A 12814-nucleotide genomic window follows, 5' to 3' on the forward strand; every position below is an offset into this window, starting at 1 on the left:
GGCGGTCTTGCCGTGTGCGTGATCCGCTGTTTTGCGTCGTTTCCTCCTATTCAAGACACCCAACCATCGGAGCCTTCCCTCGGGGCATGGTGGCGGCGGGAGCCCGAAAGGCTCCGATGGTCGGGGCCTCCTTTGAAAACGGAGGAAACAACCATGCTCATCATCTCACGCAACAAAGCGGCGTCCTGCACCGACAGCGAGCTGCACTCTTTCCTGAGAGTGCTGTTCAACGATCTGGCCAATGACGCATGCGATGAAAGCAGTCAGCGCTGCTGCCACGCCTCGATCGAGGCGGTGCGCGCAGAGCAGGCACAACCGCGGCGGGGCTAATAGCCCCGCCGTCTAGTCGCGCTCCCGCCCCCGGTCGCGGCCTCGTGTATTACTCTGCTCGGCGGTCTTTTCCCGCTCAGCCCTTGCCATGGCCTTGAGCTTTTCGAAATAGCTCTCCGCACTTGCTGCCTGTTTGAACGTCTCTCGATGTTCGTGCGAAGCGCGCAACTGCGCATAGGCCTCAGCGCGTTCCTGCCGGAGCGCCGACCATTGCGCGCGCAGTTTGGCGCGGTCGGCGCTGTGGCCAAGAACAAGCGAAGAGCGTTCGGCGATGAATAACTTTGCCGCCGAATGAAGCCGCAGGCGGTGCTCGGCATGAATCGGCAGGACTTCGCGGCGGATGGCCTGGCGCTGGCGATTCTGCATCGCCGCCCGGCGCATTGCGTGCTCTTCCTGCAAAATCTGCTTTCGCGCCTCTGCCGAGAACATGCTGTTCCAGATCAGGCTGGCTCCCTGGATGCGATCGCCTTCCAGTATGCTCCGCCAGTGGCCGATCGTCCGAAGAACCGAACGGGCGCGGCCCAGCAGGGACCGCTCGTCCTGCGCCAGACGCGCCAAGTCCTCCTGCTCGCGGCGGCGGTTGTCACGCCAGAGCGGCCTGAACTCCTGCACGATCAGCTCTCGCGCCCGGACGCGCGCCTTGGCAAAAGACTGTGCGATCTCGCGGCGTTGCACGCGAAATCCATCTTCCAGCGCCTGCCATTCGCGGCGGTGACGATTGATGGTGGATCGCATCGACCGGCCGACAACGACCATGCGGGCGCGGAGCTTCTCGCGGATCTGCTGTGTCTTGTCCGGATTGTCGTTGGCGGCTTCGCGCGCGAGACGCTCGGCCTTCATGATCTGCCACGGGATGCCCTTCGCGGCGCGCGTGAACTCACCGCGCTCGCGGGCCTCGTTGTTGAGGACGCGATCCTCGCAATAGATTTTTCCGCGCTCCTCCTCATAGCGCTGTGCCCATTTGGAGAGTTTTAGCTTCTCCTTTGAGCTGGACAGCATGCGTCCGTCCCGCGGCGAGACGCGGTTGATGAGCAGGTGGATATGCGGATGGGCCGAGTCGCTATGGGCAATGATAAGGGCCTGCCTGTCGGAAGCGCCGATGGCCTTGAGCGCGCCTTCGGCAGCGGCCAGCATCTGCTCGCGGTCGAGGTGCTCTGCTTCTTCGGGATGCCAGGACAGGACGAGATGCAGGACGCTCTGGGCGCTCTTGCGGCCTGTCGCCTTGATGCCCGCATTCTCCTTCAGCCGCTCGGCGTCCATCGCGGTCGCGGCCATCACGCGCCAGGCGGTTTGCGGGCTGGACGAGGCGAGATTGCGGACTTCCGTCCATGCCACGCGGGCGCGCGTATCCGCACCGATATCCTGAAGCAGATAGCCGGCTGCGCCTTTGAACGAACTGCCGCGGATAAGCTTAGGAACCATAGCGCGCCGCGACCTCGTCGAGCAGAGTGGTGAGGCGGCCGGCGATGGCTTTCCAGAATGGCGGAAGGTCCCGGCCGCGATGCACGGCGCGGGCGAGCTGGTTCACGTTATTGCCGATGGCATTGAGCTCGCTGATGAGAGCGGCGTCGGCGCGGGCGCGTGCGGGCTTGACCGCGAGCCCGATGGCCGCGCGGCGCATATATTCCGCTTCGGTCAGGCCGGCGGCCGCAGCTTGCACGCGAATGTATTCCGCCTCCGCAAGGGTGAGGCGGATATTCATCTGCGAGCAGCGGCGTTCGTTCGGCTGCTTGACCGGTCGGCCTGTCTTTTGAGCGGGGCCACGCATTTCTCTCCTTCCTTTCACTGCCCACAACACACGTCCTCGCAAAGCAGAGCGGGTCCAGGGCACGCCCTGGCCGCAGTGGAGCGGCGGTCCGCTCCTCGCAGAGTGCAGAGACGGCGAAGACTGTCTCTGCCCTGGGTTGTCAGGGGCAGGGACGCTCCTGACTCGGCACCGGGGCCGAGACGCCGGTGCTGGGTTGAGGGGCAGGCACACGCCCCTTATCGCGGGTCCAGGGGGTGCGATCACCCCATGGGCCGAGAGGGTTGAGGGAGACGGGCAACGTCTCCTCACCAGATGAGCCGGAGGATGGGAGCAGTCAGGAACGGAAAGCGCAGCTTTCATCCTGAATTGCGACCCCGAAGGCGGAGTTTTTGCATAGCAAAAACACATCTGGCTCCTCGTCAACGAGGGTAATTTGCCATAATGCGTTTATTGATCTCAAGGATTATGAAAAGAGAATTGAATCAGATCGCCGCAACACTGCAGCTTATATGATCAAATCGGAATCGCAATTTATAACAACATACATGCTGATGTATGCGATTGCTGAATTATTCTTCGTCTGAGGGTGAACGGCTGGGCAGGTTCGTTGAGGGTGAGTCGTCAAGCGCTCTCACAAGAATTGCGCGGTCGTAGCGAGCGCGGTCTGACACGCGGCCCCAACTATGGGCACAGTGGGGAGCCAGCTTTAGTGGCTGAGCAGCTAGCTCCTTGTCGATGCCTGCAATCTCATAACCATGATGGAAACGCGCGAGCCACGGCCTAAAATGCGGAAGCATGCTGGCGTTGGAGTTAAACGGCATCGGGAAGTTTGTGGAAAGGGCATAGTGGTTTTGCTCCGGCAAATTAAAGAAGCGGCAGGTGGTAGTAACAATATCGGGAAAGTCGAGGCACCTGAAAGCGTCATCCTCGAAATAGGGTATCGTTCGCCTGACCAGGGTGATAGCCGCGTCGGGCCAACCGAATATCCGGTTGCCTGCAGAGGTCACCATCAGGTAGCCCGATAAAATATGGAAGAAACCATCGCGGCCAATATCAAGACAATCAAGCAGGTCTTCACCCATGTAGTTCTTGGCGAGTTCGGCTTTGGAAGGACGGGCCGCAAATACATCGACCGGCCCAAAGCCATCGCTCACTTTTCCAATCTGGATGAAGAGCAGCCACGGGTAGATAATCATCTCCTCGATATGCCGGACCTCCCGTTGTCCGGGGACTTCACAGAAGAGCTGGCCGTAGACAGTGTGGCTGAGGAGAGTGTGGAGCGCCTGCTTCTGTTCGCCGGTGTAGACGCTGGATCTAAGCGCGCGGATCATCGCATCCCGCAGATAGCCCTCCTGCTGTTCAAGCAGCACATGGCGGATATCGTCAGGAAGGGTCGTTTGGTCGAGCGAGCGGATGAATTGATCGACATACTGAAACTTCCGGTCTCCGAGGATGCTCCGGTAGCCGAGCCAGTGCTTGAGATCGTCTTTGGTTAGGACCTTGCAGTCGCGGCCAGCAATGGCAATACGCAGTTTCTCCATGCCGAAGCCGGTGTGCTGCTTGTAGAGCAGCAGGATCTGGCGCGCCGTCTCCTTCATTGCGTCGGGAAATACGAGGCTCGACCGGTCGTGCAAGGCGGGCCGGGCGGCTCGTTCGGCTGACGGTACAGAAGCTGATTTGCGGCCGAGGGGAACAGTCTTCCCCGTGAACTTCCCCGGAGTGTTCCCTTCATTGTCTCTCATGTCCGACCGTCCGCTTGTGGGCTTTCGGCGATGTGAAGGCACGAACATGAAGACTTCAACACAAAAGAGAAGCCTGGGGGGCGGCCTGCGGAGCTGGATGCCCGACTCCCTGTGCAATGACGCGGAATGCGTTGGCGCATTCACGGCTCTGTGCGTGGGCAAGGGCGCGCAGCTCCTACAGGCGCAAGCACGCCGCGGGATCGCCGTCGAGCGGATCGGCGAAGTCCCGTTCTCAGCCATCATTCCCAACACGCTTAGCAAGCAAGATATCGAGCGCATCGCTTTGCGCGTCGGGGCCGATGCCATGCACGCCTATGCGCTCCGCCGGGTACTGGCGGAAGGCGGCGATTCCGAACTTCCAGAAATCAACCGACTGGTGCGGCACGTGATGTCTGCCGCCGCAGCCGACCAATAACGAGCCGAGAGGAGGCGAGTTTCCATGTCCATTTTTAGCAATCGCGGTCAGCCGAAGGCTCCCACACTCAAGTGGAAGATCGGCATGCACCCCGATGATGATCCCGAGCACCAAATGATGGAGCGCGAGCGGCTGTGGGAATCCGCGGGCGCTCAGGCGGCGTTGAAGGTCACGCTCGTTTTGCTCACCTTCATCAGCGGCTACATGTGCTTCGAGGGCGTGCTCGCGGAACGCGAGCGCGACATGGGCCTGAGCTTCGAAGCCGTGACGCATGCCGTACTGGTAGCCGCGGCCGTTACGGTCACGCTGTTCGTCGGCTGGCATATCATCCTGGGTCTGACACCCCGCATGCGCCGCTGGTACCTCCGGCTTGCAGCGTATGTGTTCGCAATCATCTTCACGGCATGGGCGCTTGCCGTTTCGACCTGGTACAACTTCGTCGGCCTATCGGGTCACGCCTCGCTCATCCTGTATATGAGCGAGGCCGTCGACAACATGGCTGAGACGGTCGACACGGTTACTGCACAGGCCTCCCGGGCTCGTGCCGTTATTCCGGCACTGCAGTCCGTAGCGGCCAGCACGTGCGCCTCTTATGAAGCGGAAATCACGCAAGGCCTCGGCACGGGCAGCAAGGGCGTGGGCAAGTACAGCCAGGCGCTGCTCGCAGCGTGCACGGCAACGCGCACATCGGCAGAAAGTCTCGACGCGAAGTCATCGGAGATCGAGCAGCAGGCCGCGGGCCTGGGCACCGCGCTGCAGACGCTGTCGAGCGCCGTCAACGAACGCGTGGTTCCGGTGCTCGATCGCGAAGCGGCGTTCCGCAAGGGTCAGGCGGATGTTGAGACGCTGCTGCGCAGCGTGCGCAACGCGCGCCTGCGTGAAACGGCAGAAGCAGCGCTGGCTGCGCTCAAGTCCAGCGTGCCGAACATGCCCGATGACGGAGGCACCTTCGGCGCGAAGCAGCGTGCGCTGCTGGATGCGCTGCGCGAGCAGGTTTCCGGGGCAATCACAGCGCTCGAAGCGGTGCTTGCCGCAATGCCGGACGACAACGCGGGCTCATCTCGTCGCGCCGAGCGCGTCACGCTGACGGACGTGTCGCTCCGCTACATCCTGCGCTCGATCCCTAATCTGGCGCTGGCTGTCGGCATCGATCTCTTTCCGCTCATCATGATGGCCTTCCTCGAACTGGCGGCGGCCGGCAAGCGCCGCCGCCAGCAGAAGTCGAGATTCAACGGCTTCCTCGATCTCGATCCGACGATCCCGGACGCGCTGCTCAGCAAGTCCGGATCGGGCTCGACGAAAGACAGCCGTGGAAAGGATCGCGGCTGACGCTCACGCAAAATGGGCGGGTCGCCGGCCCGCTCAATCCCCACAGCTCTTAAAGGGTCAAAACCATGAAGATCATCAGCAAGTATGTCGGCCGTGCGCTGCTTCTCAGCGTCCTCACCATTGTGACAATGGCGGCGGGCTCACTCATCGCCTACGCCATCGCTCACAAGTTCATTCCGCCGAATGATCCGTTTTGGACCGATGCCCGCTGTGCGCTGGGCCTTCCAACCCAGCAAGATGTCAAGTGCATCCAGGTCGAGATCGACGCCGCGGTGCAGCGTGGCAAAGAGATCGAGGCCAAGCTGAATGCCGATATCAGGGCGCAAACCATCGCGAAGGAAGCCGCCGAACGTGCTGCGGCGGGGAACGACATGGTGTTCGAGAGCGGCGACGCTCACAACGGCAAGACCCTTGTAGTCGGCGCTCTCTACTCCGACAGCGCGGCGCGTTCCGGTCTGCTTGTGGCCTATTGCTGGGCTATCGAAGACCAGGGCGGTCTTGACCCGCGCGTACCGCTCGCCCGGCGTGAAGCGGATGGAAGAATAGTGCCGCTGCCTGTTGATGCGGCTGGAATGGCGCGCTTCCAGTGGAGCGCTGCCGATTTGGAGACCGCCCGCAACCTTTGCCCGTGGTCGAAGGTCTCGTAATGGCCGAGGAGCGCAATCAGCCAAGGCCGCTGATGAAGCCCGCGCTTGTTCTGTGCGGACTTCTGTACCTGGCCTACGGAACGCAAACGCTCGATGGCCTGCCGGCTGACTGGCAGGCCATCGCACGACCAGTCGTCTGGGCGATGATTGTCTTGTCGGCCGGAGCTGTAATGCTTGGACTCCTGAGCACGCTACCCGAGCTGCTGCGCAGGATCAAAATGGCGACCCCGACAATCGTGCATGGATCGGCGCGCTGGGGGGACCAGATCGATGCGCTCAAGGCAGGCCTTTACAATAGAGGGTGGCTCTTCATCGGCCTGCACGAGGGCCGGGTAGCCACCTTTGAAAACGAAACGCATACGCTGATCGTAGCCCCAACGGGTGCAGGCAAGACAGTGAAGTTCGCCATGCAGCAGCTGCTGATGGTTGAGCATTCCATGTTTGTGACTGACATGAAAAAGGAGTTGTCAGAACAAACGAAGCGGTACCGCGCCAAGCGGTTCAAACATCGCATTGTCATTCTCGATGGCACGAGCCCTGACGCCTACAATGTCTGCCAAATCGTGCTCGACGATCTGGCGCTCTCCCCACAGGATGCAGTGGCTGATGCGCGTGCCATCGCATTCCAGATCCACAAGGACCCGCCAACCAAAGATAAAAACCAGCACTTTCGCGACGGCACCAGGAGTCTGATTGTGATTTGCATTCTGGGCTTGGCGGTCCGCTCACCAACGGAATGCACGCTTGTCACAGTCCAGCGACTCGTGACTGACAGACGGCAGCTCATAGTATTTCTCAAAGACATCAGAAACGAGCAGGCTCTGAACGGCGACATTGCGGCGATGGCCGAAAGCCTGCTGGCTAACCACGAGGACAGCTCGGGAGAGTTCCAGTCCTTTGTCAACGGTGCTGCGCTTGCGCTTGCGCCCTTCGCGGCATCAGGCCGACTGGCAAAGATGAGCCAGTCCTGCACGTTCCGATTCTCTGATCTCAAGCGTCAAAGAATGACGGTCTATCTCTGCTGCGACATGACCCGCATGAAAGCCTATGCGGAGTGGGTCGCGCTTATGAACTGGGCGGCGATGCTGGAGCTTCAGCGCTGCAACAATGCGGTGCCAGTGGTGGCGCTGCTCGACGAGGCTGCAAATTTTGCCGTCGAGAATCTGCCGGGACTTCTTACGGTCCTTCGCGCCTACGGTGTGCGGGTCGTCATCATTGTGCAGGAGTTAGCAGATCTGGCTCGAGTCTATGAAAGAACGGGGCAGAGCGTAATCGAATCCCAGACGAAGGTAAAAATCTTCTTCGGCTCGATTTCTGCTGATACGGCCGCACGGCTCGTGCCGATGCTCGGTAGTCATACAACGCAGGCATCGAGCTTCGGCATGGGCAACACGAGCGGCGTGTCGGAAAATGCGAGCGCGGTTGCGCGCCCGCTGATGACTCAAAGTGAACTGCAACTTCTGCCAGATGGCCAGCAAATCGTTCTGGTCGGTGGGCATCCGCCCTTCCTGTGCCGCACGGTCGGCTGGCACGAAACATGGCCGGAGCGCCGGTATGTTGATGCCAATCCGCTGCACGGGGCCAAGCGCTTTCGCGCCCGGTTGAAACTGATCCGGTCGCCGTGGCCAATCGTGCTTGGCGAGGCGCGCGAAAGCCTGCTTCCGAAACCGCCGAGTGTCAGCTGGAGCGTAGCCAAGGTTTACCTCATGCGCGCACTGGTTCCGACAGCGCGGCTGATGATTGCTGGTGTTCTGCTGTACGGGTTGTTTTCCCAAGGCTCGCCGCATCTGCGAGTCTCGTACAAGGCTTACGGCACGTACGACGCGCCGGTCTATGTCTCGTGTAATTATCTGGGCTGGTACAGCCATCATCGGATGGGACCGGATTGCCCGCTCATCCTCTGGCGAGCACATGATTGATACGCTGCCGACAAGGCGGGGGCCCGCGCTTTGCAGCGCGGGCCTGTCCTGTTGGCGGGATGGTCTAGGCGGGAGGGGCTGCCTCGTCCGGCGCAGCGTCATCTTTGCTGCCGACGGGGTTGAGGAACAGCACACCTTGTCGTTGGGTGAGCTCGATCGGGATGATGTCGAAGCGGATGATCGGAGCCTTACCGTCCTTGCGGGGCCAGACGCTGCCGATCTCGCGGGCGGAGCCGAGACGGTCGTTGCCCTTGTCGTCCTTGCCGATGAAGCCGGCGAAGCTGACGCGGTAGAGGGGTTTGGATTTGGGTTGTGAGTTGCTCATGATGGTCATCCTTTCGTTTTGTCTTTTATCGGGCTGGATCATCCAGCCATGCGCGAACCAGATCGCGGCGCTGAAAGCCGGATCGTCATGCCCTACACGGTCCTGCGCAGCAGGAGTGGTGCGGGCCGGGCATTGACGAAGGGCGCACGCCCGTGCCGGCGGCGTCCGCGATAAGCGCGTGGCTCTAAGGCTGGATATCCCTGCGCCGACGAAAGGGCTGAACGGGATGCGCTTGAATGCGCGCTACCAATCCTGCTTCCACTCGGATTATCGCTCCGCATCGGCTTCACGCCAACGATACGAAGCGGCCAGAACGTGCTGCCAGCGTTTCTGAAGTGAACTTTCCCCGCCATAGGGTAGGCGATCAAACGTCCGCCCAATCCATCCGACAGCTCTCGACTGGCATGTGTGCGTCCATGCAATCGTATGCAGCAATGCAGCGCGCCGAAAAAAAGTTTTGCCCTTTGCGCCAGCCCGCGAACCGACGCGGAAACGCTCACTCACCGCGGGCTATCGTTAGACAAGCGCAATTGTTATTTACGCCAGAAAACCGAATTGAAATTTGGAAATGCAAATTTTATTTGAACGGCAATTTCTACTTATGGTAATTGTATATCAATTATGTAAACAACCCATACTTGTAAAGGAGTACTTAAAATGACTAGACACGTAAAAGTAAAAACGACCAGCGGCGAAGCCAAAGAAATTCCTCTTGGGGTGATCCGCTACTTGAAGATCGTCGATGGCGAAAGCCGCGACGGTCCTCAGAAAGCGAAGATCGTAATGGCGGGGGACTCATCCCCTGTCATGACCGAGCAATCGGTCGCCGATCTTCGCAGCGGCGAGTTTCCCCTCGTATATGTTGGCGGGGGCGTCTACGTCCCGCGTGCACATATCCGGCAGGTTGAGCCGCTCAGCGAACGCGACCGCCAAGGACTGGCGGATGCCAGAAAGATCGATGCCTCTAAGTTCAAGACGCGCATCGTTCTCGCAGGCGATCTAACATCCGTCTGGGGGACAAAAAGCATCGAGCAGCTCAATGAGCGCAGAATGCGGTTCGTACCCGTCGGCAACGGGGCGCATGTCCACCGCGACAATATCCGCAAGATCGTGGAGCTGGATGATCGCGCCCGCGCGCGGATAGCGGAGAAGCTCCGCATCGATGCGTCTGCGTTCCGGGCGCAGGTCGCATTAGAGGGCGATGACAGGCCCAAGCTGAGCCGCCTCTCGATTATCGAGATGAAGGCCAAGGGCCTCGATCTCGTGCCGATCCAGCCGGGCGAGTATGCCGTGCGCGGCAACGTCAAATATTTCCGCTCCTTCTTAGAGGAGGAGCAGGAAGATCTGGCGCGGAAGTATCCGGAAGCCGATGCGGCGCGCTTCGCCACCAAAATCGTGATGGCGAGCGAGGATGCGATGCTCTCGACCACCAAGCCGGAAAGCTTGCAGGCAGCCTTCGCGGCGGTGAATGTCGGCTATGACCGGTATGTGCCGGCGGCCAACATCGTGCCGGATCGCGTCACCGCGTTCTCGAAGGACGAAAAGAAGGGGCTGAAGGATGCTGGCTATGCGATGGAACGCAACTGGCGTTCCAGCATCGGCCTCATCAACGGCCGCATCTTGAGCCCCGCCACGGCGGAGCAGATCAAGCAGAGGCGCGAGGCGGCGCTGGCGAAAGCCGAAGCCCCGAGCAGCCCGCAGATCGCGGCAGAGTAGGGGCGGAACATGGCCCTCAACGATGCCTTCCGCGTGGCGCACGCGCCGGGCCGGAGGTTTGACAAGCAGTTCAAAAACTCCGGCCCGCAGCCGACCCTAAAAAGTCGCCGCCGCAAGCGACGTTTCCCGCGCCCGAAAATCTGATCGGGCGCGGGATTTTTTCATCCGGATTGATAATTGTTTCAATTATGACGAAAAAAATATAGAATAGAAGAAGTTGGAGTTTTCCAGCCGGGGTGTGAGAACCCTTTATGTAATGCGGTTGGCATCAGCCGTTACTTGGTGCGTCTTCCTCACAAAATGGCGAAGCGCGCCATGGATGTCGCTTCTCGGGAATTGGACCGGGAGGCGGCAGTGCATGTTCAGGCTTGCCGCCTGCACGGTCTCGTACCGACAGGTGTGGCTAAAGACTGCCGCACCGTTGTCATTACATAGCGGTTCTCAACTCCCGGTCACCAGAAGGCAGCCCCTTCCGGTGGCCGTTTCGTTTTGAACAGACATTTCGAGGGGGAGTTTATGCGTAGATTTATTGCATCCGTCGCCGCTCTGGCGGCCATCGTATTTCCAGCGTTCGCGCAAGAGGCCGCACAGCAGGAAGCCACGCGGCTCAAGATCGATCAAGAGGCTAAGGCCTTCATCTTCATCATCGACAATGAGGCTGTGGCTCTCCTTGACAAGGCCGGTCTCCATGTCGTGAACGGCATAGAGTACGGCAGCACCCTGACCGATACCGGTCCCGACCACATCAAGATGCGGATCGCTGCCGCGCGAACGGAGGCCGAAGATGAATAGGCTTCTCCTCGCGCTGTTCATTCTGATGACAACAGCCGCGCCAAGCTGGGCGCAGCTTGCGGGGACGGACACCAAGCCGGGTGATCCCTGCACCGCCGCCGAAGAAGGCTATGTGCGCCGGAACGCCAGCGTTGCCCGGGATTCGAGTGAGATCACCCTCATGTGCGATGGCTCTGCATGGCAATCGGCGACGGGCTCGGGCACAAGCGGCATCACGGCGCTGACAGGCGATGTTACAGCCTCCGGGGCGGGATCGGTTGTTGCGACGATTGCCACGAACGCCATCGGCTCAGCCGAGATAACGGATGGCAGCGTAGCGAACGCCGACCTTGCAGGCTCCATCGCACTGTCCAAACTCTCGATCACAGGCACGGCCAGCAGTTCTGTCTTCCTGCGCGGGGACGGCACCTGGGCCGCGCCTTCGCTCAGTGAAACCGATCCGCAGGTGGGGACGACCACCGCCAGCAATTTTTGTAAGGCAAATGTCGGCGGCACGGCGATTGACTGCGCAACCGCCGCGATTGCTTCGGCGGATATCAGTGATGGCACCGTGGCGCTGGCCGATCTAGCGGCGAACTCGGTCAACGCGTCAAAGATCGTTGATGCCACCATTGCCCTTGCCGACCTCTCCGCCACAGGCACGGCCTCAGCCACGACCTTTCTGCGCGGCGATAACACCTGGGCGGCGCCTGCGGGCGGCGGCGGAGCTGGGGATTATCAGATACTCACAGCGAGCGGTACGTGGACGAAGCCGGCTGGAGTCGATCCGAACCAGGCGATTGTTGTCGAGCTGTGGGGCGGTGGCGGTGGTGGACACAGTAATTCAAGTGCCGGCGGTGGCGGAGGCGGGGGCGCATACCGCAAGCTTGAGCTTCGCGCCGGCAATGTCCCCGCCAGCGTGGCGGTTACCGTGGGTGCAGGAGGTACGGGAGGCGCTATTCCGACCGTGGGTGGCACCAGTAGTTTTGGAAGCTTCCCCCCTGCATATGGAGGCGGTAAGGGACATTACAGTAGCATAGCCGGCGGTAGTGCAGGAGGAGGAGGCAACGGAGGGAGCATCGTCGGAGCCGGTACGACCGATCCCGATGCGGACGACGGCTCAAGCGCCGCAGTTTATGGCGGTGGTGCAGGTGGCGTAACCTCATCGATCTCGTCCGCGACCCACGATTGCTCATCGTCTGTCTTTGGAGGCGGAGGCGGCGAACGCGGCAGCAAGAACGCATGTTCAAGCGAGTATGGCGGAGGCGGCGGCTCGAAAGCCGGTGCTGCAGGAACGTCGCAATACGGTGGCAACGGCGGCACCGCGAACGTGGCAGGCACTGCCCCCGGCGGAGGCGGCGGACACAATGCCGCCGGCGCCCGTGGCGAAGTGCGCGTGTGGGTTATTCCATAGGGGTGCGATGGTGGTGGTGAGCTTGAAGGCGGGCTTGTGTTTGTGGGGCTTCCGGGCGCTCACGTGCTACCGCCAGCGGACTAAAAAACGTGTCCGGGGACAGAATAACTATCTATCGTGTCCCCAGCGGGTTCTTAAGCAGATAGCGGCGGTAATCCTCATATAAGCGCAGCTCTGGATGCGCGTGCGGTCTTGCGCCGGGGATGAACTCTGCCATCTTCTGGAGGGGCTCTCCAGGCCGTAGGGCGGTGAAGGCATCGGCGATATGCGCCAGAAGTCGCGCGTCAACCTCCACACCCCTCAGATCAAGCGCGCAGAAGATGCGCACGGCTTTTTCCAGCAGGAAATGCTGTTCATCGTCACCCGAGCGAAGGCCCGGCGCGTGGCGTTTGATGTAGCGGCTGAAGCGCCGCGTGCGCTCGATGCCACGTAGAAAACTCGACTGCGCCGCCCGAAGGC

14 protein-coding genes are annotated in these 12814 nt (G+C 60.8%); 10 read left to right on the plus strand and 4 right to left on the minus strand.

Annotated features, from left to right (window positions below):
- Positions 1-153: 153 nt before the first annotated feature.
- Complete coding sequence (locus tag K2Y42_RS20635; protein ID WP_291156495.1) at positions 154-330, plus strand: hypothetical protein; 177 nt, start codon at positions 154-156, stop codon at positions 328-330.
- 12 nt (positions 331-342) lie between these two features.
- Here the strand turns inward: K2Y42_RS20635 and K2Y42_RS20640 are convergent, their stop codons facing one another.
- From K2Y42_RS20640 to K2Y42_RS20650, 3 genes are all read right to left on the minus strand, one after another.
- Positions 343-1752, minus strand: a complete 1410-nt coding sequence (locus tag K2Y42_RS20640) for a relaxase/mobilization nuclease domain-containing protein (RefSeq protein ID WP_291156498.1) — start codon at positions 1750-1752, stop codon at positions 343-345.
- On the minus strand, positions 1742-2098 hold the full coding sequence (mobC, locus tag K2Y42_RS20645; protein WP_291156500.1) for a plasmid mobilization relaxosome protein MobC: 357 nt from the start codon (positions 2096-2098) through the stop codon (positions 1742-1744). The genes K2Y42_RS20640 and mobC overlap by 11 nt, the downstream gene beginning before the upstream one ends.
- 548 nt (positions 2099-2646) lie before the next feature.
- Entirely contained in the window at positions 2647-3819 is a 1173-nt protein-coding gene (locus tag K2Y42_RS20650; protein ID WP_291156502.1) for a hypothetical protein, read from the minus strand.
- A 46-nt stretch (positions 3820-3865) separates the two neighbouring features.
- Between K2Y42_RS20650 and K2Y42_RS20655 the strand changes: the two genes are divergently transcribed.
- The 4 genes from K2Y42_RS20655 to K2Y42_RS20670 all read left to right on the plus strand — a co-directional run bounded on the left by K2Y42_RS20655 (position 3866) and on the right by K2Y42_RS20670 (position 8129).
- A complete protein-coding gene (locus tag K2Y42_RS20655; RefSeq protein ID WP_291156504.1) occupies positions 3866-4234 on the plus strand; it encodes a hypothetical protein in 369 nt (122 codons plus the stop codon).
- Positions 4235-4258: 24 nt separating this feature from the next.
- On the plus strand, positions 4259-5563 hold the full coding sequence (locus K2Y42_RS20660; protein WP_291156506.1) for a hypothetical protein: 1305 nt from the start codon (positions 4259-4261) through the stop codon (positions 5561-5563).
- A gap of 65 nt (positions 5564-5628) precedes the next feature.
- Positions 5629-6210 carry a hypothetical protein gene (locus tag K2Y42_RS20665; RefSeq protein ID WP_291156508.1) on the plus strand — a complete coding sequence of 194 codons (582 nt, stop codon included), beginning with the start codon at positions 5629-5631 and terminating at the stop codon, positions 6208-6210.
- Positions 6210-8129: a type IV secretory system conjugative DNA transfer family protein gene (locus K2Y42_RS20670; protein ID WP_291156510.1), complete on the plus strand. Its 1920-nt coding sequence runs from the start codon at positions 6210-6212 to the stop codon at positions 8127-8129. Before K2Y42_RS20665 ends, K2Y42_RS20670 begins: the two co-directional genes overlap by 1 nt.
- Before the next feature lie 64 nt (positions 8130-8193).
- Here the strand turns inward: K2Y42_RS20670 and K2Y42_RS20675 are convergent, their stop codons facing one another.
- Positions 8194-8454: a hypothetical protein gene (locus K2Y42_RS20675; protein WP_291156512.1), complete on the minus strand. Its 261-nt coding sequence runs from the start codon at positions 8452-8454 to the stop codon at positions 8194-8196.
- 657 nt (positions 8455-9111) lie between these two features.
- Here K2Y42_RS20675 and K2Y42_RS20680 point away from each other — a divergent pair.
- From K2Y42_RS20680 to K2Y42_RS20700, 5 genes are all read left to right on the plus strand, one after another.
- Positions 9112-10170 carry a hypothetical protein gene (locus K2Y42_RS20680; RefSeq protein ID WP_291156515.1) on the plus strand — a complete coding sequence of 353 codons (1059 nt, stop codon included), beginning with the start codon at positions 9112-9114 and terminating at the stop codon, positions 10168-10170.
- A gap of 9 nt (positions 10171-10179) precedes the next feature.
- Positions 10180-10314 (plus strand): hypothetical protein, encoded by a 135-nt coding sequence (locus tag K2Y42_RS20685; RefSeq protein WP_291156517.1) that lies wholly within the window; start codon positions 10180-10182, stop codon positions 10312-10314.
- Between the two features lie 372 nt (positions 10315-10686).
- On the plus strand, positions 10687-10962 hold the full coding sequence (locus K2Y42_RS20690) for a hypothetical protein (protein WP_291156519.1): 276 nt from the start codon (positions 10687-10689) through the stop codon (positions 10960-10962).
- Positions 10955-12355, plus strand: a complete 1401-nt coding sequence (locus tag K2Y42_RS20695; RefSeq protein WP_291156522.1) for a glycine-rich domain-containing protein — start codon at positions 10955-10957, stop codon at positions 12353-12355. Before K2Y42_RS20690 ends, K2Y42_RS20695 begins: the two co-directional genes overlap by 8 nt.
- A gap of 265 nt (positions 12356-12620) precedes the next feature.
- Positions 12621-12788: a hypothetical protein gene (locus K2Y42_RS20700; RefSeq protein WP_291156524.1), complete on the plus strand. Its 168-nt coding sequence runs from the start codon at positions 12621-12623 to the stop codon at positions 12786-12788.
- The last annotated feature ends 26 nt before the right edge of the window (positions 12789-12814 follow it).

The sequence above is a fragment of the Hyphomicrobium sp. genome (assembly GCF_019744875.1).
Lineage (GTDB): Bacteria > Pseudomonadota > Alphaproteobacteria > Rhizobiales > Hyphomicrobiaceae > Hyphomicrobium_C.